Source organism: Roseateles chitinivorans (genome assembly GCF_050632145.1).
Classification (GTDB): Bacteria; Pseudomonadota; Gammaproteobacteria; order Burkholderiales; family Burkholderiaceae_C; genus Roseateles; species Roseateles chitinivorans_B.
The window spans coordinates 3,292,788-3,314,948 of the sequence record NZ_CP192577.1 but is presented as its reverse complement, the minus strand read 5'-3'; the positions used below and the strand labels follow the sequence as shown (position 1 = coordinate 3,314,948).

Genomic DNA, 22,161 nt, shown 5'->3' with positions numbered 1-22,161 from the left:
GTATCGGGCATTGGCGTACGGCCTCAGCCTGTGCGTCCCTGCGGATGATCCTGCGGGTCCGAACGATCTTGGGGCGGGTCCCGAGGGTTCAAGTCGCCCTCGTTGAGGTCGTCCCTTCCGTCGACATCGGTCAAGCCGTCCTCGCCCGCGAGGTCCGAGTCCTGCTCGATATCGTGCTCGGCGTGCTGGTCGACATCCTGGTCCGTTTCCTGACCCGCGTACTCGGGCACCGGCGCGGCCTGCATCAGCGACGCGATCATCGTGCGCAGCTCGTCCAGGCCTTCGCCCTTCACCGCGCTGACGAAGATCCGCGGCAGGCGTTGACCGCCGTGCTCGCCGCCGACGCGCGTCAGCCAGTCCTGCAGCTGACGGGGACGCTGGTTGTCCTCGAGCAGGTCGAGCTTGTTGTAGACGAGGATCTGCGGGATGTGCTGCGCGCCGATCTCGGCGAGCACCCGCTCCACCTCCTCCATCTGTTCGGCCAGCACCGGGCTGGCGGCGTCCACGACATGCAGCAGCAGGTCGGCATCGGCGGCCTCCTGCAGCGTCGCCTTGAACGCCTCGACCAGCTTGTGCGGCAGGTCGCGGATGAAGCCGACGGTGTCGGACAGCGACACGCTGGTCCCCGCCTCTTCGAGATAGAGCGAACGGGTCGTCGTGTCGAGCGTGGCGAAGAGCTGGTTGGCCGCATAGGCCTTGGCCTTGGTCAGCGCATTGAACAGCGTGCTCTTGCCGGCGTTAGTGTACCCCACCAGCGAGACGCGGAACACGCCGTTGCGCGCGCGGGCGCGGCGCTGCGTGGCACGCTGCTTCTGGACCTTCTTGAGGCGTTCCTTGATCGACTTGATGCGGTCGTCGATCATCCGGCGGTCCAGCTCGATCTGCCGCTCGCCGGGGCCGCCGCGCATGCCGATGCCGCCGCTCTGACGCTCCAGATGGCTCCACCGGCGCACCAGGCGCGTGGCGAGGTACTGCAGCCGCGCGAGTTCCACCTGCAGCTTGCCCTCGAAGCTCTGCGCGCGCGCCGCGAAGATCTCCAGGATCAGCGCGGTGCGGTCGGCCACGGGCACGCCGAGATGACGTTCGAGGTTGCGTTGCTGGGCGGGAGAGATGGCCTGGTCGAAGAGCACGGCGTGGGCGCCGAGCGCCTGCACCATCAGCTTGATCTCGTCGGCCTTGCCGGAACCGATGAACAGCGCCGCGTCGGGCGCCTTGCGCCGGGCGACGACCCGGGCGACGGGGGTGTCACCGGCCGATTCGGCCAGCAGCGCGAGTTCGTCGAGGGTGGGGTCGAAGGCCTCGCCGCGGCCCAGATCGACCCCCACCAGAATGGCACGCGCCGCCTCGGAGGGCGGCGTCGAATGGGTGGGGTCTGGAGTGGTCAATCAGCTTCAGCTGGCGTCGTTGCTCTCGCCGGTGTGGAAGTTCACCGCACGGCCCGGAACCACCGTCGAGATGGCGTGCTTGTAGACCATCTGCGTCACCGTATTGCGCAGCAGCACCACGTACTGGTCAAAGGACTCGATATGGCCTTGCAACTTGATGCCGTTCACGAGATAGATGCTCACAGGAACATGCTCCTTGCGCAGCAGGTTCAGGAAAGGGTCTTGCAAGAGTTGTCCTTTGTTGCTCACGATATTCTCCGTGTTGGAAGTGAGGTGTTGGAATGCCACACCTTATCACAGCACCGGGTTTCCCCGGACCGCGCTGTCTTCAGGTGTCGGCGAACGGGTTTTTCGAGGAACGCAGCTCGATCTTCATCGGCGTGCCCACCAGCTTGTAGTGGTCGCGGATGCGTCCTTCCAGATAGCGCTTGTAGACGTCGCTGACGCCTTCCAGCGCATTGCCGTGGATGACGACGATCGGCGGGTTCATGCCGCCCTGGTGGGCGTAACGCAGCTTCGGGCGCGAGATGCCCGAGCGCTGCGGCTGCTGATGCTGGACCGCTTCCTGGATGAGGCGCGTCAGCACCGGCGTCGTCATCTTGCGGTAGGCCGACGAGTAGGCATCCGCCAACGCCTTCCACAACGGACCCAGGCCCTGGCGCTTCAGCGCGGAGATCTTCAGGATCGGAGCGAAGCGGAGGAACCCGAGGCGCGTCTGGATCTGGCGCTCGATGGTCTCGCGCTGGTAGCTGTCGATCGCGTCCCACTTGTTGATCGCGATGACCACCGCCCGGCCGCTGTCCAGCGCGTAGCCGGCGATGTGCGCATCCTGGTCGGTGACGCCCTGCGTCGCGTCGATCAGCAGCAGCACGACATTGGCGTCGGCGATCGCCTGCAGCGTCTTGACCACCGAGAACTTCTCAATCGCCTCGAAGACCTTGCCCTTGCGACGCAGGCCGGCGGTGTCGATCAGCTTGAACTTCTGGCCGTTGTGCTCGAAGTCGACGCTGATGGCGTCGCGCGTCGTGCCGGGCATGTCGAAGGCGACCAGCCGCTCCTCGCCCAGCCAGGTGTTGATCAGCGTGCTCTTGCCGACGTTCGGACGGCCGGCGACCGCCAGACGGATCGCCTTGGCGTCATGCTCGTCCTCACCCTCGACGGGCTCGTCGTCGGCCGGCGCCTCGAAACTGTCCAGCACGGCCTCGAGCAGCGAGCGGATGCCCTGCCCGTGCGCGGCCGAGACCGGATGCGGCTCGCCCATGCCGAGTTCGTGGAACTCGGCCAGCAGCAGGCTGTCGCTCATGCCTTCGGCCTTGTTGACCGCGACGAAGACCCGCTTGTTGCACTGGCGCAGGTAGCGGCCGATGTCCATGTCCTGGCCGGCCAGGCCGGTCCGGACGTCCAGCACGAAGATGACGGCATCCGCCTCGGCCACGGCCTGGCGGGTCTGCTTGGCCATCTCCTTGACGATGCCGGTGGTGCTGTCCGGCTCGAAGCCGCCGGTGTCGATGACGATGAACTCGCGCTCGCCCAGACGACCATCGCCGTAATGGCGGTCGCGCGTGAGGCCGGCGAAGTCCGCGACGATGGCGTCGCGGCTCTTCGTCATCCGGTTGAACAGCGTGGACTTGCCCACGTTGGGGCGGCCCACCAGGGCGATCACAGGTTTCATATCAGTCTTGGCGCAGCGCGAACAGGTGTCCGCTGCGGGTGGCGATCAGCACCGTGCCGCCGAGCTGCACCGGCGCCGCGGCGAGGCCGGAGCTGTCGGTTTGCAGGCGCTGCACGGTCAGACCCTTGTCCTTGGACAGGAAATGCACGTAGCCCTCGCTGTCACCGACGATGACCGACTTGTCGGTCACCAGCGGCGCGCTGAGCTTGCGGTTCTGGAACTGGTCGGCGGTCCAGACGACGTCGCCGGTGCGGGTGCCCCAGGCGGTCAGGCGGTCGGACGCATCGCCGCCGACGACGATCGTCGAATCGGCCCCGACGCCGCGCAGGCCGGCGTTGTTGCGGGTCCAGATCGTGTTGCCGCGCTCGCCGTTGACGCAGGCGACGGCCGACTGGAAGGCCCGGGCACAGAAGACGTCGTTGTCACGGGCCAGCGGGCCCACCAGGTCGGCCAGGCGCTCGACTTCATTGGTGCCGCGCGGGTTGGCGACGGTCGCCTCCCACATCAGCAGGCCGCGGGTGGGATCGATGCCCGCCAGGCGCGAGCCCTGCCCGACCAGCAGCGTGTTCTGGTAGGCGCCCATCACGCCGGCCTGCTGCAAGGTCAGCGGCTCGCCCGGACGGCGCAGTTCCCACAGACGGCGGCCGTCGGCCGCGTCGAAGGCCAGCACCGCGCGGTCCAGCGTCAGCACGAACACGCGCTCGCCGGCGACGAAGGGCGAGGTCACGACCGGCGTCGTCATCGTCTTGCGCCACAGGATCTTGTCGCCTTCGGTGACGACCAGCTCGTTGTCGCGGGTCACCGCCGCGGCGAAGCGGCCGTCGCTGCCGACGCCGGCCGTCAGGCCCTTGCCGATGTCGGCGCGCCACAGCGTGGTGCCGTCAGTCGCGGAGATCGCGCTGATGACGCCGTCCGAACCGCCGACGACGAAGCGGTCGTTGACCGCCGTGATCGTCAGCGGGAACTTGACGCTGTCGACGCGCGCCTCCCAGGCCACGCGGGCCTGCAGCGACGGCGTGATGTTCTCCAGCGGCGCCGGCTTGGGCGCGGTGGAGCTGCTGAACAGCGAGCAGGCGCCCAGTGTCGCGGCGACGCCGCCCAGCAGCAGCGCGCGGGCCAGCCGACCCAAGGTCAGGCCCGCATTCATTGGGAAGCTCCCGCGGCGGGCTCGTCGCCGCCGACCGCCACGCCCAGGCTGGCGAGCTTCACTTCGAGCAGGCGGCGATAGTCGAGCTGCTTGTCCAGGCCGTCGTAGGCCTTCTTGAACTCGGTCTTGGCGACGTCGGGCTTGTTCTGCAGCAGCGCGAGGTCGCCGCGGCGATCGGCCACCAGCGCGGCGAAGTCCGCGCTCTTGACCGCATCCAGCGTCTTGCCGGCCTCATCGAACTGCTTGGCATCCATCTGCAGCGCGGCCAGGCGCAGACGCGCCAGATCGCGGTAGGCATCGCCCTTGGCATTGGCGGCGGCCCAGGCCAGCGTGGCACGGGCCTCTTCGGCCTTGTCCTTGTCCAGCTGCAGCTTGGCGGTCACCAGCGCCGCCTGGGCGGCATAGCCGGTGCCGGCGTAGTCCTGCTTCAGGTTGCCGAAGACGGCCGCGGTCTTGCCGAGATCGCCGGCCTGCACCGAGCGCTCCAGTTCGCCGAACATCGCCGCGGCCTTGGCCGCCTCGGTGCGCTGCCAGTAGTTCCAGCCGGTCCAGCCGGCGTAGGCCACCAGCGCCAGCGTCAGCAGCCACGTGATCGGATTGCCCCAGCGCTTCCAGAACGCCTTGAGCTGCTCCAGCTGTTCCTGTTCTTCGAGATCGAGATGAGCCGCCATGTTCGAGTGAGGGTCCGGGTTGAAATTCGAGGTCGCGATTATGCGGTGCGCAGGTCGGCCGCCCATGCGGCGACCGTGTTAAGCGGACGTGTCACTTGTTCGCCCTCGCCGCGCAGCGGCTTGACGGCGACTTCGCCGCGGGCGAGTTCGTCCGGGCCGAAGACCAGCGCGAAACGGGCGCCCGAGGCGTCGGCCTTCTTGAACTGCGACTTGAACGAGCCGCCGCCGGCATGCATCTGCACCGCGACGCCTTCGGCGCGCAGCGCTTCCAGCACGGGGATGGCCTGGGGCAGCGCGGAAGCGTCCGGCAGGATCGCGTAGACATCCGGCGCCGAGGACGGCACCGGCAGACCCAGCTCGTCGATCAGCAGCAGCAGGCGCTCGATGCCGAGGCCGAAGCCCACCGCCGGCGTCGACTTGCCGCCGAGCTGTTCGAACAGGCCGTCGTAGCGACCGCCGCCGCAGACCGTGCCCTGGGAACCGAGCTGGTCGGTCACCCATTCGAAGACGGTCAGGTTGTAGTAGTCCATGCCGCGCACCAGGCGCGTGTTGATGCGGTACTCGACGCCGGCGGCGTCCAGGATCGCGCGCACGGCATTGAAGTGCGCCAGGCTTTCCTCGCCGAGGAAGTCCATCAGGTGCGGCGCGGCCTCGACCACCGGTTGCATCGCCGGATTCTTCGTGTCGAGGATGCGCAGCGGATTGGTGTGCAGGCGGCGCTTGCCGTCCTCGTCCAGCTTGTCGGCATGCGCCTCGAAGTGGGCGATCAGCGCGGCGCGATGCGCGGCGCGCTCGTCGGGCTGACCCAGCGAGTTCAGCTCCAGCCGCACATGCTCGCCGACGACCAGGCCCAGTTCCTGCCACAGGCGGCGGACCATCAGGATGATCTCGGCATCCACGTCCGGACCGGCGAAGCCCAGCGCCTCGACGTCCAGCTGGTTGAACTGGCGGTAGCGCCCCTTCTGCGGACGCTCGTGGCGGAACATCGGTCCCATCGTCCACAGCCGCAGCGGGCCGTTGTACAGGGCGTTGTGCTCGACCATCGCGCGGACGATGCCGGCAGTGGCCTCGGGACGCAGCGTCAGCTTGTCGCCGTTCATGCTGTCGGTGAAGGAATACATCTCCTTCTCGACGATGTCGGTGACCTCGCCGAGGCCGCGCACGAACAGCGCGGTCGGCTCGACGATCGGGGTCAGCATGTACTGGTAGCCGTAGCGCTGCAGCACGCCGCGCAGCGTGGTCTCGAACCAGCTCCACAGCTGGCTGCTCGGCAGCTTGTCCTTGCGGTCGACGCTGGCCGGGAGGATGTCGTTCATCCCCTTGACGGCCTGGATGTTCTTGCTCATGCGGTGGTGGTGCTCGCGCCGAAGCGCTTTTCAATGTAGGTCTCGACCAGGGCGTGGAACTCGCCGGCGATGTTGTCGCCGCGCAGGGTCAGCGCCTTCTCGCCGTCGATGAAGACGGGCGCCGCCGGCGCCTCGCCGTTGCCCGGCAGGCTGATGCCGATGTCGGCATGCTTGCTCTCGCCGGGGCCGTTGACGATGCAGCCCATCACCGCGACCTTCATGGTCTCGACGCCGGGGTACTTCTCGCGCCAGACCGGCATCTGCGCGCGCAGGAAATCGTCGATCTGCTTGGCCAGTTCCTGGAAGGTCGTGCTGGTCGTGCGGCCGCAGCCGGGGCAGGCGGTGACGCTCGGGTTGAACGCGCGCAGGCCCAGCGACTGCAGGATCTCCAGCGCGACGACCACTTCCTGGGTGCGCGACTCGCCGGGTTGCGGCGTCAGCGAGACGCGGATCGTGTCGCCGATGCCTTCCTGCAGCAGCACCGCCAGCGCCGCGGCCGAGGCCACCGTGCCCTTGGTGCCCATGCCGGCCTCGGTCAGGCCCAGGTGCAGCGCGTAGTCGCAGCGCCTGCTCAGCGCGCGGTAGACCGAGATCAGGTCCTGCACGCCGCTGACCTTGCAGCTGATGATGATGTTGTCGGGGTTCATGCCCAGTTCGCGGGCATACGCGGCCGACGACAGCGCCGACTGGATCAGCGCCTGGTACATGACCTGCTTGCCGTCCCAGGGCGACGCGCGCTTCGCGTTGTCGTCCATCATCTGGGCGAGCAGTTCCTGGTCCAGGCTGCCCCAGTTGACCCCGATGCGCACGACCTTGTCGTACTGCATCGCGGCTTCGATCATCTGGGCGAACTGGCGGTCCTTCTTGTCGCCCTTGCCGACGTTGCCCGGATTGATCCGGTACTTCGACAGCGCCTGCGCCATGGCCGGGTGCTCGGTCAGCAACCGGTGGCCGTTGTAGTGGAAGTCGCCGACCAGCGGCACGTCGACGCCCATCCGGTCGAGCTGCTCGCGGATGTGCGGGACGGCATCGGCGGCCTCGGCGTTGTTGACGGTGATGCGGACCAGTTCCGAGCCGGCCTGCGCCAGCTCCTTGATCTGGATCGCCGTCTCGATGACGTCGACGGTGTCGGTGTTGGTCATCGACTGCACGCGCACCGGCGCGTCACCGCCGATCGTCACCACGCGGCTGCCCCAGCGGACCTGCGCCTGGCGCGAACGGCGCGCGGACGGCGCGGCGGCGGCGATCAGGTCGGAAAGATCGACGGCTTCGGCGAAATCGGGAGTGGCTGGCTTGTCCATCTTGCGACGCTCTTGCAAAGGAAGTACGGCTCGTGCGGCGCCCGGCGGCCCGCCGCGTTCAGTTCAATTCGAGGCGCGCGACGTTGTCGCGCGACCGGGCGGCGAGGTCGACCGTCTGGCCGCGGAACACCAGTTCCGTGCCGGACACGTTGCCCACGCGCAGCTTCAGCGGGGGGACGCCGTTGACGTCGACCAGATCGCCGGAACGCAGCAATCTCGACAGCAACACCTGGCCCTTGGCATCGACGACCTCGACCCAGGATTCCGCGCTGGCACGGACCTTCAGCGGCGAAGTGCCGGGAGCGGGCACCCCGGCCTGGACCGCCTGGCCGGGTGGCGCGACAGGCGCTGGCTGCGTCGGGGCGGTGGTCGCCGGCGTGGCGGCGGTGGTCGTCACGGTCGTGGCGTTGCCGGACGGGACGGGCGACGCCGTCGTCGCCTGTTGCGTGGGCACCGCCTGGGTGGTCGTTGGCGCGGTCTGCGGCGCCGCGCCGACGCTCGTCTGCGGCGTCGGGTCGGACACGTTCGCCACCGGCGTCTCGACGGTCGTCGGCGGCGTGTCGGTGGTGGTGGGCGACGTGCCGAACACGTTGCCCGGGCCGGGCGCCGTGGCGGAGGACTCGGACTGCCGGAAGCGTTGGGTGACCTGCTCGATCCAGCTCGACGGGATCGCGTAGACCGCCACCGCGGCGATCAGCAGCACACCGACGCCCAGCACCGCGGGGCGCTTGAGCAGCGCCGTCGACAGCGCCGGATCCTGGCTCACCGACCGGGCGCGGAACGGCTGGTTCAGGCCCGGCGTCACGCGGTCCAGCGACGCCTCGGCGCCGCTGCTCGGCAGCAGGATCAGCACCTGCGCCGCGTCGAGCTTCATGACGCGACACACCGAGCGCGCCAGCGCCCGGGCGAAGGTGGCGTCGGGCAGGTCCTGGTAGCGATCGGCCTCCAGGGCCTCCAGCTTCGACTGCGGCACCTTCAGGGTCGCGGCGAGCGCGGCAATATGCAAGCCCCTGGCCTCGCGCGCCCGGCGCAGCACGGCGCCGGCCGAACTGGGCGCGGACATGGAAGCCGCGAAATCGGCTGCGAGCGACGCCTCGTCAGTGGCCGTCGGAGTCATGCGATGTCCCTCATTCATCGAATCGACCGTTGTTCAGTGCCTGCGTCTCGGTCGCCTGCGGATACTTGCGCCGCATCTGCTGACCCAGGTCATCCATGTTGGACGTGTTCCCCAGGCGGCGCTCGATGCGCAGCTCCAGCCAGAGGCTGGCGGCATTCGCCTGCTCCACGTTGCTGTTGACGCGGCGCGCATAGAAGCGCGCGCGTTCGTATTCCCCCTGGCGGTACAGCACCTCGCCCAGGTTCATCGCGATCGTCGGATTGCCGGGTTCGGCTTCGAACGCCTTGGTCAGGTGGACCTGCGCCGGCACCAGGCGGCCTTCGCGCGCTTCGCAGGCCCCCCAGGCCAGCAGCGTGCGCGACGGCGTGCGGTAGGTCGGGAGCGCCACGGCGGCGTCGAACTGCTGGTACGCCTCGGCGTAACGCTGGCGCTGGCACAGGAACCAGCCGTAGTTGTGCAGGGTGTCGCCGTTGTTGCGATCGCGCGCGATCAGCTGCTTGAAGCCGTCCTCGGCCAGGCCGTACTCCCCCATGGCCGCGTAGATCAGGCTGCGCAGGTTGAGCGCTTCGGGCAGGTCCGGCTTGGCGGTCATCGCGAGCTTGACTTCGTCCAGCGCCGTCTCGTACTGCCCGCGGGCGAAGTAACCGCTGGCGAGTTCGAGCCGCACCTGCGCCCGGCGGTCGTTGTCGGTCTTGTCGCTCTCCGTGCGCGGCTGCTGTTGCTGCTGCGCACCGCCCGCGCACCCGGCCAGGGCCGCGGCGATCAGCAACACGACGGACAGGGTCCGGGCGGAACGACGCGGAAAGAGGGAGCCGGGCGACGAAAGGGTCATGGACGTGGGCCTGTGGGAGTGACGGGAGTCGACGGCGATGCGGGCGCGGCGCCCGGGGCATCGCCCGATCTGGCGCCCGATGCCGCGCCGCGCTGTACCACCACGGGCGCGCGCACCATGCGCAGATGCACCCGCGTCCGATCCTGCACCTCGCCGGCCAGCTGGCCGCAGGCGGCGTCGATGTCGTCGCCGCGCGTCTTGCGCACGGTCGTCACGATGCCGGCCTGGATAAGCAGGTCGGCAAAGGCCTTGACGCGCTCGTTCGTGCTGCGCTTCAGGCCCGACGCGGGGAACGGGTTGAACGGGATCAGATTGATCTTGCAGGGCACCTTGCCCTTGAGCAGCGCGATCAGCTCGCGCGCCTGCTCCGGCGAATCGTTCACCTCCTGCAGCATGCAGTACTCGAAGGTGATGAAGTCGCGGGGCGCCTTGTCCAGGTAGGCCTTGCAGCTCGCCAGCAGTTCCGCGATCGGATACTTCCGGTTGAGCGGCACCAGCTGGTCGCGCAGCGGGTCGCTGGGCGCGTGCAGCGAGACGGCCAGCGCCACCGGCGCATCGTCGCGCAGGCGGTCGATCATCGGGACCACGCCCGAGGTCGACACCGTCACGCGGCGGCGCGACAGGCCGTAGCCGTGGTCGTCCAGCATCATCCGCAGCGCGGGGATCAGCGCGCCGTAGTTCTGCAGCGGCTCGCCCATGCCCATCATCACGACGTTGGAGATGATGCGTTCGTCCTTGCCCAGACGCTGCCGCAGCGAGTGCTCGGCGTACCAGAGCTGGGCGATGATCTCCCAGGTCTCGAGGTTGCGGCTGAAGCCTTGATGACCGGTCGAGCAGAAGCGGCAACCCACGGCGCAACCGGCCTGGCTGGAGATGCACAGCGTGGCCCGGTCGTCCTCGGGGATGTAGACCGCCTCGACGGCGTTGCCCTGGCCGACGTCGAACAACCACTTGATGGTGCCGTCGGCCGAGACATGTTCGGAGATCACCGGCAGTGCGGTGATGTGGGCGCGCCCGGCCAGCTTGTCGCGCAGCGACTTGGCCAGGTCGGACATCTGGGCGAAGTCCGAGGCGCCCTTCTGATGGATCCAGCGGAACAGCTGGGTCGCACGGAAGCGCTTCTCCCCCAGCTGCTCGCAGTACGCGGCCAGGCCTTGCAGATCGAATCCGAGCAGGTTGACCGTGTCCATCATGCGTTCCTCATTTCCACTCAGGGCCTCATGGCCCGGAGGTCAGAGGCCTTGCCCGGTTCAGCGGGCGTTGATTTCCAGGCCGGAGAAGAAGAAGGCCACTTCCACGGCGGCCGTCTCGGCGGCGTCCGAGCCGTGCACGGCGTTCGCGTCGATGCTGTCGGCGAAGTCGGCGCGGATCGTGCCCTTCTCGGCCTTCTTCGGATCGGTCGCGCCCATCAGGTCACGGTTCTTCAGGATGGCGCCTTCGCCTTCCAGCACCTGGATCTGCACCGGGCCGGAGATCATGAAGGTCACCAGGTCGTTGAAGAACGGGCGGGCCTTGTGCACGGCGTAGAACGCTTCGGCTTCGGCGCGCGACAGCTGCTTCTGCTTGGAGGCGATGACCTTCAGGCCGGCGCCTTCGAAGCGGCTGTAGATCTGGCCGATGACGTTCTTGGCCACGGCATCGGGCTTGATGATGGAGAGGGTGCGTTCGATGGCCATGTCTTTTTCCTTGAAAATCTTGGGCTTGGCAAAGCCCGGGATTGTAATGCGTGAAGTCAAGCCCCCAAGTGACATCCCGTTATCAACGGTCTGTCACCGGAAGGCAAAAAGCCGGGATGGAACCCGGCCCCCTTGCGGTCCGTCATGCCCCGCTCCGCCGGGAAGGCGGGTCGGGGACGCTCAAGCCTGATCAGCGGCGGCCGCGGCCTCCGCCGCCGCCGCCCCCACCACCGCCGCCACCGCCACGACGACCGCCGCCGCCCCGGTTGTTGCCGCGGTTGATGAAGGCATCGGCACCGATGTAACCCATCGAGGTCTTCATCGGATCCGGCTGATGTTCGCCACCCGGACCGCGCTTGTTGCCCTGATGGGAGTGGCCGGAATCGCTGCCGCCCTTGCCGAAGCCCTGCGGAATGCGCTTGCTGCCGGTCGCGAAGCGACGGTCGAAGGTCTGCTCCAACGGGTTGATGTGCTTCGGGATGAAGTCGTCATCATCCTCGTCGCGGGGCCGGCGGTCGCGCTCGCGTTCCTGCTGCTGTTGCTGCGGACGCTGCTGGTTCTGCTGGGCGCGCTGCTCGTTGTTGCGTTGCGGGCGGTCCTGGCGGTCGCCGCGTTGATCGTTGCGTTGATCGCCACGGTCACCGCGCTGATCGTTCCGGTTTCCGCGCTGGTCGCCGCGATCACCGCGATCGCCACGATGATCACCGCGCTGCTCGTTGCGCGACGGCTCGGGCCGGCTCGGACGCGGGCCGTCGCTGTTGCCGCGGCGACGCTTGTCGCCCCGGTCGTTGCGGTCGTTCTGGCGCGGCGGGCGCGGCTCGTTGCCGGCCAGCTGGCGGATGACGCGCACGTCGGCGTCGCCCAGCTCGATGTACACGCCGCGGCGCAGGCCGCGCGGCAGCACGACGGTGCCGTAGCGGATGCGGATCAGGCGGCTGACGGCCAGGCCGACGGTCTCGAACAGCTTGCGGACTTCGCGGTTGCGACCTTCGGTGATGACGACGCGGTACCAGCGGTTCACGCCTTCGCCGCCGCCGTCCTCGATGCTCTTGAAGCTCGCCTGCTGGCCGTCGACGTCGACGCCGGTCAGCAGCTTCTCCTTCTGCTCCTTGCTCAGCGAGCCCAGCACGCGGACCGCATACTCGCGCTCGACGCCGAAGCGCGGGTGCATCAGCAGATTGGCCAGTTCACCGGAGTTGGTGAACAGCAGCAGCCCTTCGGTGTTCAGGTCCAGCCGACCGACCGATTGCCACTTGCCTTGCGGCAGGCGCGGCAGGCCACGGAAGACGGTGGGGCGGCCTTCGGGGTCGTTGAAGGTCACGACCTCGCCGACCGGCTTGTGGTACGCCAGGATCCGCGGCGCGACCGGCGCGATGCGGACCTTGATCGGCTTGCCGGCCACGGCGACGCGGTCGCCGTAGGAGATGCGCTGACCGACGTGGGCGACCTCGTCGTTCACCGTGATCTGACCCTTGGCGATCATGTCCTCGATGTCGCGGCGCGAGCCGACGCCGGCCTGCGCCAGCACCTTCTGCAGCTTGGGCGCATCGGCATCGGCGGCGAGCACGCGCTTGGCGGGCTGGTCGGCGGTCCCGGCGCCCTCGTCGTCGGACGAGGCTTCGAACTCGGCAATCTCCGCGGACGCCACCTCGTCGTCCTCGGCATCGAAGGCCCCTGACACCAGCGCATCGAAGCGCGCCTGCGCCTCGGCCTGGAGCTGCGCGCTGTCGGCCTGAGACGACGCGGAATCGACGCTCCCGCCGGTGTCGACGGCCGCATCGCGCGGCGTCTGGGCGGACTGCCCCTCGCCGGGCTCGCGATCCCGGTCGCGACCACGGCGGCGGCGGTTGCGGCCGCGGCCTTCGCGTTCACCGCCTGCCTCGCCGTCCGCGCCTTCGGCGCCGTCGCCGACCACCGGACCAGCGTCCCGCGGCTCGCGGGCCTCCGGCGAGACCAGCTCGCCGATCGCGCCAGCCACCGGGGACACCGGTGCGGGCGACAACTCGACGGCCGCGACCGGAAGCGTGGCGCGCTCGGCCGGCGCCGGAACGGCGTCCGCCCCCGCCGCTTCAACGGTCTCGGCGGCCTCGGCGGCCTTCTTCGTGGCGCGGCGCTTGGGCTTGGGCGCTTCCGCCTCCTCGGCGGCAGGCGCCTCGGCCGGAGCATCGGCCGCCACGGCCGTCTTGCGACGGGCGCGGGGCTTCGGCGCCTCCTCGGCCGCGGGCGCGACGCCCGGATCGGTCGCCTCCACCGGGGCCGCGGCCACCTTGCGGGTGCGCTTGGGTTTCGCGGGCGCGTCGGCCGGGTCGGTCGTCAGCGTCTCGGGCTTGGAATCGTCGATGTCGTTGGAATTCATGTGTCGGCTTGCACCTTGTCAGCGGTGGACACGGCCCCTTCCCGGGGCGCTCAATTGGGCTCGGGGTTGACGGCCCCAGCCTGTGGTTCTTCACCCGGATCGCGCGTGGCGGCCGGCTTGGATTCTTCTTCAACGGCGGCGTCCGAAGGGTCGGGCGCCGTCGGGTTCTCTTCAACGGTCTCGGCAGCGTCCGCCGTCTCCGCAGAGCCTGCCGTCTCGACAGCTTCTGCCGTGCCGGCGGCTTCATCAGCCTTGACGGCTTCGGCGGCTTCAGCGGCTTCAGCGGCTTCAGCGGCTTCAGCGGCTTCCGCCACCGCCACCGGCTCGCCCGATCGGATCTCCGACTCCGGCGGCTCGATCTCCACGACCACGTCGCCCGGCGGCTCCTCGAGCAGCGAGGCCTGCAGCGCACCGGCGATCGGCGTCGGGTCGCCGCCCTGGATCAAGGCCGGCAGCTGCTCCAGCGAATGCAGCCCCAGGTCGTCCAGGAAATGCTTCGTCGTCGCATACAGCGCCGGCCGGCCCGGCGCCTCGCGGTGCCCGATGACCTCGATCCAGTCGCGGTCCTCGAGCTGCTTGATGATCGGTGTCGCCACCACCACGCCGCGGATGTCCTCGATGTCGCCCCGGGTCACCGGTTGACGGTAGGCGATGATCGCCAGCGTCTCCAGCACCGCCCTGGAATACTTCGGCGGCTTCTCCGGATGCAGCCGGTCGAGGTGCTCGCGCATCTCGGGCCGGCTCTGGAAACGCCAGCCGGAGGACAAGGCCACCAGCTCGACGCCCCGCCCTTCCCATTCGCGCAGCAGCTCGTCGAGCAGCGACCGCACGCTGTCGCCGTTGAGTTCCTCCGCGAACAGCGAACGCATGTCACGCAGCGTCAGCGGCGCCTGCGCACAGAGCAGCGCCGTCTCCAGGACACGCTTGGCCTCCTGCGTATTCATCGGATCAGCATCGGATCAGCATGCGCTCAGCATGGGCTCAATTCATGATGCCGGCCTCGGGACCGGTCAAATCGGTGTGTGTCGCCATCTTGGGCGCCGACAGCGGCAACGGGCCGCGCCGGACGGGTTCGATCTGCTTGCTTGGGAGCTCTGTGCTCCAACGGCCGCCGCTCAGTGGGTGGATCCGGCCGGTCAGTGGGGCGCCGCGTCGGTGCGCGGCCTGCGCTGCGAACGGGGTCAACTGCCAGCCCGTCGCCGCCTTGCGCACGTTCTTCACGTGGGTGTCAGCGCAAGTAATGGCACGCATTGTAGCGCGAGCGCGCGGACTCCTCTCAGAACGCCGGATCGGGCAAACCCGCGACGCGCCAACCCGACGCCAGATCGTCCGGCAACGGGGCCTCGAAGCGCAGCGCATCGCCGGTGATCGGATGCGCAAGGCTGAGCCGCGCCGCATGCAGCGCCTGACGCGGCACGCCCAGCGCCTCGGCCCCGCCGTAGAGGGCGTCCGACACCAGGGCATGCCCGCGATGTGCGGCGTGGACGCGGATCTGGTGCGTGCGGCCCGAGTGGAGGACGCAGTGCAACGCGGACACGGTCCGGCTCAGGCCGCGCGCGTCCTGCCACTCGCCTTCGGCCAGCTTGAAGAAGTCGGTGCGCGCCGGCTTGCCGCCGCCGACCACGGCCATCCGCGTGCGCGACTGCGGATCGCGGCCGATCGGCGCGTCGACGAGCCACTCGTCGGGCGTGCGGCCGTGCACCAGCGCGAGGTACTCGCGATGCACCTCCCGCGCCGCGATCATGCGCACCAGCGCGGTCACCGCCGGCAGCGTCTTGCCCACGACCATCAACCCCGAGGTGTCCTTGTCCAGCCGGTGCACGATGCCCGCGCGCGGCAGGGTCGCCGCCCTGGCATGGTGGGCCAGCACCCCGTTCATCAAGGTGCCGGACCAGTTGCCCGCCGCCGGATGGACGACCAGGCCGGCCGGCTTGTTGACCGCCAGCAGGTGCTCGTCCTCGAAGACGATGTCGAGCGCGAGCGGCTCCGGCCGGAAGGCGAGCGCCTCCTCGGTCGGGACCAGATCGACGACCAGCGTCTGCCCGAGCCGGGGCTTGCGCGACGCGTGGGTGACGCGCTGTCCGTCGAGCGTGACGCAGCCGCGCTCGATCAGGCCCTGCAGATGGCTGCGGGAGAACTCCGGGGCCAGTTGCACCAGCCATTTGTCCAGGCGCAGCGCGAGTTCGTCGCGACCGGCTTCGGCGCTGCGACGCTCGGGCGCGTCGGCGCCGACGTCCTGGGCGTCGTCGACGCCTTCGGGGAGGGCCGGATGGGCCTGGAACTCCCCTGGTTTCTCACCAGGGTAAAGCCCGCCCTGCCCTGCCGGGTCGTGACCGACCTGAACCATATAATCGCCGCTCCAATTTCAGATGAGGGCCGCCGTGGCGCGCGCCCTGTGGACCATGATCGAGACTCGGGTGTTGCGCCGCCGGACCGCGGATTCTTCTGAAGCGTCCGGCTCCTGGCGCGCCGCGTGGCGCTGCGTGGCGATGACCGCCGCGGCGGCTGCCGTGCTGGGGCTGGCGGCCTGTTCCTCGGCCCCCAAGGAAGACCCGAATTCCCAGGCCAACCTGGAGAAATTGTACGCAGAGGCCAAGGAGGACATGCTCTCCGGCTCCTACGACCGGGCGATCAAGACGCTGGAGCGCATCGAGGGCCGCGCCGCGGGCACCACGCTGGGCCAGCAGGCGCAGCTGGACCTGGCCTGGGCGAACTACAAGAGCGGTGAGCGCGTGCAGGCCGTGACGGTGCTGGACCGCTTCATCAAGCTCAACCCGTCGAGCCCGGCGCTGGACTATGCGCTGTACATGAAGGGCCTGGTCAACTTCAACGACGACCTCGGCCTGTTCGGCCGCATAGCCCGCCAGGACATCAGCGAACGCGACCAGCAGGCCGCGCGCGATTCGATGCAGGCGTTCAAGCAGCTGGTCGAGCAGTTCCCGGAGTCGAAGTACTCGGAGGACGCCCGCATCCGCATCGACTACATCACCAACAGCCTCGCGGCCTACGAGGTGCATGTGGCGCGCTATTACTACAACCGCGGCGCCTACCTGGCGTCGGCGAACCGTGGCCAGGCCGCGCTGATGGAGTTCCAGAACGCCCCAGCGCTGGAAGAGGCGCTGTTCCTGATGGTGCAGAGCTACGACAAGCTCGGCCTGGAACAGCTGCGCGACGACTCGCGTCGCGTGCTGCAGGCGAGCTTCCCGGACAGCTCGTACCTGACGACGGGAAAGGCCAAGCCGAAGGAAAAATCCTGGTGGGTCATCTGGTGAGTTGAAACCCACCAGATCCAGCGCCATCGGAAAGAATCAGCCCGCTCTTGAGCGGGCTTTTTCATTCACGCGTCGTGAGAGGCCTTCAGCTCGGCGAGCCACGCCTGCGCCGTCGTTTCGTCCGGCACCTGCGTCATCGGCGGGAGCGCCTCGCGCAGGCGCTTGCCGTAATGCGAGCCTGCCAGACGCGGGTCACAGACCACGAGCAGTCCGCGGTCGGTCTCGGTGCGGATCAGCCGGCCGGCGCCCTGCTTCAGCGCGATCGCAGCCTCGGCGACGAAGTACTCCATGAACGGGTTGCGCCCCTCGGACTCCAGCCGCGCGACTCGGGCCTCGACCAGCGGATCGTTCGGCGGCGGGAACGGCAGCTTGTCGATCAGCACGCATTGCAACGCGTCGCCGGGCACGTCGATGCCTTCCCAGAAGCTCGCCGAGCCGACCAGCACCGACGCCGGCTGATCGATGAACTGCTGCAGCAGCTGCCGCTTCGGCATCGTGCCCTGCACCAGCACCTCGATGCGATGGCCGCCTTCCTCGAAGCGCTGACGCAGCACATCGGCGACCGTCTGCAACTGGCGCAGCGTCGTCGTCAGGATGAAGGTGCGCCCGCCGAGCCGCGCCGCCAGGCGCGCGCCGAGCCAGCCCACCGATTCGCCATGGTCGGGCTCCGACGGCTTCGGGAAATGCCTGGGCACGTAGAGCCGCGCGTGCGACGCGTAGTCGAACGGACTGCCCACGCGCAGCGTGCGCGCCTCACCGAGTCCGGCAGGCTCGGTGAACCAGGTGAGCCCCTCGTCTTCGCCCAGCGTCGCCGAGGTGAACACCCAGGCCTTGGGCGAACTGGCGAGCGCTTCCTGCATCGCGTCGCGGATGTCCAGCGGCGACTCCATCAACCGCACCTGATGCGTGCCGACATCGACCCAGCGCACAGCGCCCGGATCCGGCGCGCGCGCGAACAGCTGCGCCGTCTTGTAGAGCTCGACGGCTCGCTCGTGCAGCCGCACGAGATCCGGGCCCACCTCCATCACCGTCGCCAACGCGTCCACGCTGAGCTCGACCGCCTGCGTGACCTGCCTCAGCGCCTCCTCGAACTCGGCGCGGCCGGAACATTCGTTCCAGCGCAGCTTGAGCACGCCGCGCAGGTCGCGCCCACCAGCGCAGGCCAGTCGCAGCGCGCGTGCCGCGCGCTCGACGCCGCCGGAGATCGCCTGCCACTCCTGCAGCCCGCGCGCATGGGCCAGGCCTTGCGCCAGCATGTCGCGCCCGAAGTCGAACAGTTGCGCACTGCCCAGCAGGCGACCCAGGAAGTTCAGGCCAGCCTCGGGCAGTTGATGGGCCTCGTCGAAGATCGCGACCTCGACGCTGGGCAGCAGCTCCGCGACGCCGCTGTCGCGCAGCACCAGGTCGGCGAAGAACAGATGGTGGTTCACGACGACGAGGTCGGCCTCCATCGCCTCGCGCCGCGCCTTCACGACGTGGCAGTCGCGGTAGGACGGGCAGTCGGTGCCCAGGCAGTTGTCGCGCGTGGAGCTGACGATCGGGATCACCGGCGAGCGCTCGTCCATGCCGTCGATCTCGGCGAAGTCGCCGGTGTGTGTCGTCATCGCCCAGCGCTCGATGCGCGCGAGCTGCGCGACGGCGCGCCGATCGGGCAGCTCCGCACTGTGGCGCGCCTGCTGCAGTCGGTGCAAGCAGAGGTAACTCCCCCGCCCCTTCAGCAACGCGGCGCGCAGCGGCAGCGCGAAGGTGTCCAGCAATCGCGGCAGGTCGCGCATGAAGAGCTGGTCCTGCAGGCTTTTCGTCGCGGTGCTGATCAGCGTCCGGCCGCCGCTGAGCAGCGCCGGCACCAGATACGCGAAGGTCTTGCCGACGCCGGTGCCGGCCTCGACGACCAGCGTGCCGCGCCCGGCGATTGCCTGCGCGACGGCCAGGGCCATGCGCTGCTGAGGCTCGCGGGGAGCGTAGCCGGGGCCATGTCGTGACAGCGGGCCACCCGTGTCGAACGCGGCGATCACCGACTGTTCCAGCTCCCCCGGGCGCAGTTCCTCGGCCGCCGCACGGGCGCGCGAGGCCGCCAGCGCCGGTGACGCCTCGGCCACGCCCCAGGGGGCCGCCGCCATCAGATCGTCGGTGGCGTCGTCCGTCGAGGCGTCTGTGGCGGGATCGTGAGGGTCAGGCAGGCTCATCGGGATCGCTGGCGCGTTCGAGCCGCGCGATCTCGTCGCGCAGCGCCAGGCGCTGCTTCTTGAGCCGACGCAGCGTCAATTCGTCGACGGGAGGCTCCGCCCGCCCGCCAGCGATCGGGGTCGCGAGGGTGGAGATCGCGGCGACCGTCCGGCCCGGATCGATGTCCGCGACGGCGTCGACGGCCTCCACGCGCAGGCTGCCCATCAACGCGTCGATACGGCCGTCCAACTCCGCATGGGCGATGCGAAGTTCAATCAGACGGCGCGCGGGAGAGTGAAGTTGTTCATCCATAAACGGGGAACCACCCGACCGGGAAGCCGAGCCGGACGATTATAGTTTTGGGATGAGTCGCAACATCCCAGGCTATCGCCTCAGCGCCGCCACCGGCATCCATCGCGGCGATCGTCTGTACCAGCAGGATCAGGTCCAGGTCATCGCCCACCCCCGACAGAGCGGCTGCGTCCTCGGCATCGTCGCCGACGGCATGGGCGGCAAGAGCGGCGGCCGCAAGGCCGCCGACCAGGTCATCCTCACCGCCCAGCAGCTCTTCGAGCGCTTCGTCCCCGGCGAGGAGGACGAATCCGACCTGCTGCGCCAGATCGTCTCCGAATCCCACCTGATGATCCGCCTGACGGCGATCTCGGCCGAGGAGGAACCGCACAGCACGCTGGCCGCCTACCTGCTGACGGCCGACCGGCGTTGCTACTGGATCCACACCGGCGACTCCCGGATCTATCACTTCCGCGGCCCCAACATGGTGACGCGCTCGCTGGACCAGTCCTACGTGCAGCGTCTGGTCGACGAAGGCCAGATCACCGAGGACGAGGCGCTGGTCCATCCGCAGTCCAACCTGCTCACCGCCTGCCTTGGCACGGTGCAGGAGCCGACGCCGGTCGAATCCTTCATCGAGCACCTCGAGTACGGCGACACGCTGATGTGCTGCTCCGACGGCCTGTGGCACTACTTCTCGCCGGCCGAGCTCGGCACGGTGATGCACAGCCTGCCGCCGCGCGACGGCGCCGAACTGCTGGTCAACAAGGCGCGTCAACGCGCCAAGGGCACCGGCGACAACCTGTCGCTGGCGATCGTGCGGGTCGATCCGCTCGACTGAGTCCGCCAGCGGGCGCGATGACCGCCCCGCCATGACAAACGCCGGTCTCGAGACCGGCGTTTGTCATTGATCGGTGCGATGACCGCTGGGCGGCGATCGTGGCGCGTCATCGAGGCGCATCACAGCGCGCTGCGCGGTCTCACGGCCTGGGCAGCGCGCGGATGTCGGACGCCGAAGGCGTCGGCAGACGGGCCGCAGGGGGCTTGGTGTTCTTGCCGACCGGCGCGGAAGCCGCCGATGCTGCCTTCTCCGCCGACCGCTGCTGCTGCTCGCCGGCCTTGCGCTGGCGGTCCAACGCCTTCTGGCGACGCTCCGCCGCCGCCTCGCGACGCAGGGCGGCCTCGGCCTTCGCCTCGGCGTCCAGCTTCGCCTCGCGGCGCTGATGCCACTCAGGATTGGCTCGCGGGGTGCGTGCGCCCGGCACCACCGGCGCCGAGGCGGGTTGGGCGGCTTCACGCACCGATTCGGTCTTGCGCCGCGCCTCATCCTTCGCCGCGTCACGCTCGTTCTGCTGGACGCGCTCGCGCGCGGCGGCGCTGCGGCGCAGGCGCTCCTCGGCATTCACCTGGTGCTCCGCGTGGTCCAGCGGGCGCAGTTCGCGGATGCGCTCATCGCGGGCATCCTCCAGGCAGCCGGTCACGACGAAACGCTGGTTGCACTCGCGCACCTTGGCCTGGTAGGTCTGCTCGATGCGGGCGCGGGCGGCGCTGATCTCGGCACGGGTCATCTCCGCCGCGCAGACAGCCGTGGAGACGGCAGCGCCCGACAGCGCCATCGGCAGAAGAACAAGGACGGGACGGAAAGTCATGGGCACGATCATCGCATCCGGCGACACCGGTTCCGGTGACACGCCGGCCCGTGACTTCCCTACACCCCAATCGGAGGGGGCGGAAGGCAGCCGCCGCCCACTGAGCGGAACGGCGGGCGAGGCCGTCGAGGCCGAGCCTGGCGTCGACCTCAGGTCAGCCGCGTGTCGACGTCACGGCGCTCCAACTCCAGATACTCCTTCGACTGCATTTCCTGCAGCCGCGAGACGGTGCGCGGGAATTCGTGGGCAAGCGGGCCCTCGGTGTACAGCTGCTCCGCCGGCACGGCCGCGGAGATGATCAGCTTCACGCGCCGGTCGTAGAGCACGTCGACGAGCAGCGTGAAACGGCGCGCCTCGCTGGCCAGACGCGGCGGCATCGCCGGCACGTTGGACAGGATGATGGTGTGGAACTGGGTCGCCAGCTCGAGATAGTCGTTCTGCGAGCGCGGTCCGCCGCAGAGTTCCGAGAAGTCGAACCACACCACGCCACCGGCGCGGCGGCGCGAGCGGATCTCGCGGTGCTCGATGTGCAGCACCGGATCCTCGTCGCGCGCCTCGGCGAGCGACTCGAACGCCGTGGTCAGCGCCCGCTCGGTCTCCGCGTTCAACGGCGTGTGATACAGCTCGACGTGCTCCAGCGATCGCTGCCGGTAGTCGGTGCCGTTGTCGACGTTGATGACTTCGAGGTTCTGCTTCAGCAGTTCGATCGCGGGCAGGATGCGGTCGCGGTGCAGCCCGTTCGGGTAGAGCCCGTCAGGATGGAAGTTGGACGTCGTCACGATGGACACGCGGTTCTTGAACAGCGCGTCCAGCAGCCGGTACAGGATCATCGCGTCGGTGACGTCGGCGACATGGAACTCATCGAAGCAGATCAGCCGGAAACGCCGTGCGATGCGCTTGCCGAGCTCGTCCAGCGGATCCTGGATGCCCTTGAGCTCCTGCAATTCGCGGTGCACCTCGCGCATGAACTCGTGGAAGTGGAGCCGGGTCTTGCGCGTCAGCGGCACAGCCTGGAAGAAGCAGTCCATCAGGAAGCTCTTGCCGCGACCGACACCGCCGAACATGTACACGCCGCGCGGCAGCGGCGGCCGCACCAGGAACTTGGTCACCGCGTTGGAGCGCCGCGCCTTGTAGTCGGCCCATTCGTCCTGGCAGCGCTGCAGCGAGGCGACCGCGCGCAGCTGCGCCGCGTCGGCGGTGTAGCCGCGCTCGGCGAGGGTCTGGTGATAGAGCTCGGTGACGGTGGTCATACGATGGTCAAGCGGCGGCGTTCATCTCAA

21 protein-coding genes are annotated in these 22,161 nt (G+C 69.0%); 2 read left to right on the top strand and 19 right to left on the bottom strand.

Going from position 1 to position 22,161, the window contains the following annotated elements; genetic code table 11:
- Positions 1-23 precede the first annotated feature (23 nt).
- The 15 genes from hflX to ACQ86G_RS15205 form a co-directional block, all read right to left on the bottom strand.
- Positions 24-1,385 (bottom strand): GTPase HflX, encoded by a 1,362-nt coding sequence (gene hflX / locus ACQ86G_RS15275; RefSeq protein WP_431261300.1) that lies wholly within the window; start codon positions 1,383-1,385, stop codon positions 24-26.
- 6 nt (positions 1,386-1,391) lie between these two features.
- A complete protein-coding gene (hfq, locus tag ACQ86G_RS15270) occupies positions 1,392-1,634 on the bottom strand; it encodes an RNA chaperone Hfq (RefSeq protein ID WP_067275532.1) in 243 nt (80 codons plus the stop codon).
- Between the two features lie 79 nt (positions 1,635-1,713).
- Entirely contained in the window at positions 1,714-3,057 is a 1,344-nt protein-coding gene (gene der, locus ACQ86G_RS15265; protein ID WP_431261299.1) for a ribosome biogenesis GTPase Der, read from the bottom strand.
- A gap of 1 nt (position 3,058) precedes the next feature.
- A complete protein-coding gene (gene bamB / locus ACQ86G_RS15260; RefSeq protein ID WP_431261298.1) occupies positions 3,059-4,204 on the bottom strand; it encodes an outer membrane protein assembly factor BamB in 1,146 nt (381 codons plus the stop codon).
- Entirely contained in the window at positions 4,201-4,875 is a 675-nt protein-coding gene (locus ACQ86G_RS15255) for a YfgM family protein (protein ID WP_431261297.1), read from the bottom strand. Before ACQ86G_RS15255 ends, bamB begins: the two co-directional genes overlap by 4 nt.
- A 38-nt stretch (positions 4,876-4,913) precedes the next feature.
- On the bottom strand, positions 4,914-6,221 hold the full coding sequence (hisS, locus tag ACQ86G_RS15250) for a histidine--tRNA ligase (protein WP_431261296.1): 1,308 nt from the start codon (positions 6,219-6,221) through the stop codon (positions 4,914-4,916).
- Entirely contained in the window at positions 6,218-7,522 is a 1,305-nt protein-coding gene (gene ispG / locus ACQ86G_RS15245; RefSeq protein WP_431261295.1) for a flavodoxin-dependent (E)-4-hydroxy-3-methylbut-2-enyl-diphosphate synthase, read from the bottom strand. Before ispG ends, hisS begins: the two co-directional genes overlap by 4 nt.
- A 58-nt stretch (positions 7,523-7,580) precedes the next feature.
- Entirely contained in the window at positions 7,581-8,585 is a 1,005-nt protein-coding gene (locus tag ACQ86G_RS15240; RefSeq protein ID WP_431261294.1) for a helix-turn-helix domain-containing protein, read from the bottom strand.
- A 64-nt stretch (positions 8,586-8,649) separates the two neighbouring features.
- Positions 8,650-9,471, bottom strand: coding sequence for a type IV pilus biogenesis/stability protein PilW (pilW, locus tag ACQ86G_RS15235; RefSeq protein ID WP_431261293.1), 822 nt, complete (start codon positions 9,469-9,471; stop codon positions 8,650-8,652).
- Positions 9,468-10,661 carry a 23S rRNA (adenine(2503)-C(2))-methyltransferase RlmN gene (gene rlmN, locus ACQ86G_RS15230; RefSeq protein ID WP_431261411.1) on the bottom strand — a complete coding sequence of 398 codons (1,194 nt, stop codon included), beginning with the start codon at positions 10,659-10,661 and terminating at the stop codon, positions 9,468-9,470. Before rlmN ends, pilW begins: the two co-directional genes overlap by 4 nt.
- 60 nt (positions 10,662-10,721) lie before the next feature.
- Positions 10,722-11,147: a nucleoside-diphosphate kinase gene (gene ndk, locus ACQ86G_RS15225; RefSeq protein WP_067275554.1), complete on the bottom strand. Its 426-nt coding sequence runs from the start codon at positions 11,145-11,147 to the stop codon at positions 10,722-10,724.
- A 190-nt stretch (positions 11,148-11,337) separates the two neighbouring features.
- Complete coding sequence (locus tag ACQ86G_RS15220) at positions 11,338-13,503, bottom strand: pseudouridine synthase (protein WP_431261292.1); 2,166 nt, start codon at positions 13,501-13,503, stop codon at positions 11,338-11,340.
- A gap of 50 nt (positions 13,504-13,553) precedes the next feature.
- The gene (gene scpB / locus ACQ86G_RS15215; protein ID WP_431261291.1) at positions 13,554-14,447 is read right to left on the bottom strand and encodes an SMC-Scp complex subunit ScpB; all 894 of its coding nucleotides are present in this window, start codon (positions 14,445-14,447) and stop codon (positions 13,554-13,556) included.
- A gap of 37 nt (positions 14,448-14,484) precedes the next feature.
- Positions 14,485-14,724: a hypothetical protein gene (locus tag ACQ86G_RS15210; RefSeq protein ID WP_431261290.1), complete on the bottom strand. Its 240-nt coding sequence runs from the start codon at positions 14,722-14,724 to the stop codon at positions 14,485-14,487.
- A 55-nt stretch (positions 14,725-14,779) separates the two neighbouring features.
- Positions 14,780-15,850, bottom strand: a complete 1,071-nt coding sequence (locus ACQ86G_RS15205) for an RluA family pseudouridine synthase (protein ID WP_431261289.1) — start codon at positions 15,848-15,850, stop codon at positions 14,780-14,782.
- A gap of 142 nt (positions 15,851-15,992) precedes the next feature.
- Here ACQ86G_RS15205 and ACQ86G_RS15200 point away from each other — a divergent pair, with 142 nt between their 5' ends.
- Positions 15,993-16,775, top strand: coding sequence for an outer membrane protein assembly factor BamD (locus ACQ86G_RS15200; RefSeq protein WP_431261410.1), 783 nt, complete (start codon positions 15,993-15,995; stop codon positions 16,773-16,775).
- A gap of 65 nt (positions 16,776-16,840) precedes the next feature.
- On the opposite strand, the gene ACQ86G_RS15195 is transcribed toward ACQ86G_RS15200, so the two are convergent.
- Positions 16,841-18,961 (bottom strand): ATP-dependent DNA helicase, encoded by a 2,121-nt coding sequence (locus tag ACQ86G_RS15195; protein ID WP_431261288.1) that lies wholly within the window; start codon positions 18,959-18,961, stop codon positions 16,841-16,843.
- Positions 18,948-19,190 carry a YdcH family protein gene (locus ACQ86G_RS15190; RefSeq protein WP_431261287.1) on the bottom strand — a complete coding sequence of 81 codons (243 nt, stop codon included), beginning with the start codon at positions 19,188-19,190 and terminating at the stop codon, positions 18,948-18,950. Before ACQ86G_RS15190 ends, ACQ86G_RS15195 begins: the two co-directional genes overlap by 14 nt.
- A gap of 115 nt (positions 19,191-19,305) precedes the next feature.
- Here ACQ86G_RS15190 and ACQ86G_RS15185 point away from each other — a divergent pair, with 115 nt between their 5' ends.
- Positions 19,306-20,073: a PP2C family protein-serine/threonine phosphatase gene (locus ACQ86G_RS15185; RefSeq protein WP_431261286.1), complete on the top strand. Its 768-nt coding sequence runs from the start codon at positions 19,306-19,308 to the stop codon at positions 20,071-20,073.
- Positions 20,074-20,212: 139 nt separating this feature from the next.
- Here the strand turns inward: ACQ86G_RS15185 and ACQ86G_RS15180 are convergent, their stop codons facing one another.
- Together ACQ86G_RS15180 and zapE are read right to left on the bottom strand one after the other, a co-directional pair.
- Positions 20,213-20,881: a hypothetical protein gene (locus ACQ86G_RS15180; protein ID WP_431261285.1), complete on the bottom strand. Its 669-nt coding sequence runs from the start codon at positions 20,879-20,881 to the stop codon at positions 20,213-20,215.
- A gap of 149 nt (positions 20,882-21,030) precedes the next feature.
- The gene (gene zapE / locus ACQ86G_RS15175; RefSeq protein WP_431261284.1) at positions 21,031-22,131 is read right to left on the bottom strand and encodes a cell division protein ZapE; all 1,101 of its coding nucleotides are present in this window, start codon (positions 22,129-22,131) and stop codon (positions 21,031-21,033) included.
- Positions 22,132-22,161 lie beyond the last annotated feature (30 nt).

Bases quoted from the DNA above. Each gene is read 5' to 3' on its own strand.
- der (WP_431261299.1), bottom strand. From the start codon at position 3,057: ATGAAACCTGTGATCGCCCTGGTGGGCCGCCCCAACGTGGGCAAGTCC.
- bamB (WP_431261298.1), bottom strand. From the start codon at position 4,204: ATGAATGCGGGCCTGACCTTGGGTCGGCTGGCCCGCGCGCTGCTGCTG.
- ACQ86G_RS15255 (WP_431261297.1), bottom strand. From the start codon at position 4,875: ATGGCGGCTCATCTCGATCTCGAAGAACAGGAACAGCTGGAGCAGCTC.
- hisS (WP_431261296.1), bottom strand. From the start codon at position 6,221: ATGAGCAAGAACATCCAGGCCGTCAAGGGGATGAACGACATCCTCCCG.
- ispG (WP_431261295.1), bottom strand. From the start codon at position 7,522: ATGGACAAGCCAGCCACTCCCGATTTCGCCGAAGCCGTCGATCTTTCC.
- ACQ86G_RS15240 (WP_431261294.1), bottom strand. From the start codon at position 8,585: ATGTCCGCGCCCAGTTCGGCCGGCGCCGTGCTGCGCCGGGCGCGCGAG.
- pilW (WP_431261293.1), bottom strand. From the start codon at position 9,471: ATGACCCTTTCGTCGCCCGGCTCCCTCTTTCCGCGTCGTTCCGCCCGG.
- rlmN (WP_431261411.1), bottom strand. From the start codon at position 10,661: ATGGACACGGTCAACCTGCTCGGATTCGATCTGCAAGGCCTGGCCGCG.
- ndk (WP_067275554.1), bottom strand. From the start codon at position 11,147: ATGGCCATCGAACGCACCCTCTCCATCATCAAGCCCGATGCCGTGGCC.
- ACQ86G_RS15220 (WP_431261292.1), bottom strand. From the start codon at position 13,503: ATGAATTCCAACGACATCGACGATTCCAAGCCCGAGACGCTGACGACC.
- scpB (WP_431261291.1), bottom strand. From the start codon at position 14,447: ATGAATACGCAGGAGGCCAAGCGTGTCCTGGAGACGGCGCTGCTCTGT.
- ACQ86G_RS15205 (WP_431261289.1), bottom strand. From the start codon at position 15,850: ATGGTTCAGGTCGGTCACGACCCGGCAGGGCAGGGCGGGCTTTACCCT.
- ACQ86G_RS15200 (WP_431261410.1), top strand. From the start codon at position 15,993: ATGACCGCCGCGGCGGCTGCCGTGCTGGGGCTGGCGGCCTGTTCCTCG.
- ACQ86G_RS15195 (WP_431261288.1), bottom strand. From the start codon at position 18,961: ATGAGCCTGCCTGACCCTCACGATCCCGCCACAGACGCCTCGACGGAC.
- ACQ86G_RS15185 (WP_431261286.1), top strand. From the start codon at position 19,306: ATGAGTCGCAACATCCCAGGCTATCGCCTCAGCGCCGCCACCGGCATC.
- ACQ86G_RS15180 (WP_431261285.1), bottom strand. From the start codon at position 20,881: ATGACTTTCCGTCCCGTCCTTGTTCTTCTGCCGATGGCGCTGTCGGGC.
- zapE (WP_431261284.1), bottom strand. From the start codon at position 22,131: ATGACCACCGTCACCGAGCTCTATCACCAGACCCTCGCCGAGCGCGGC.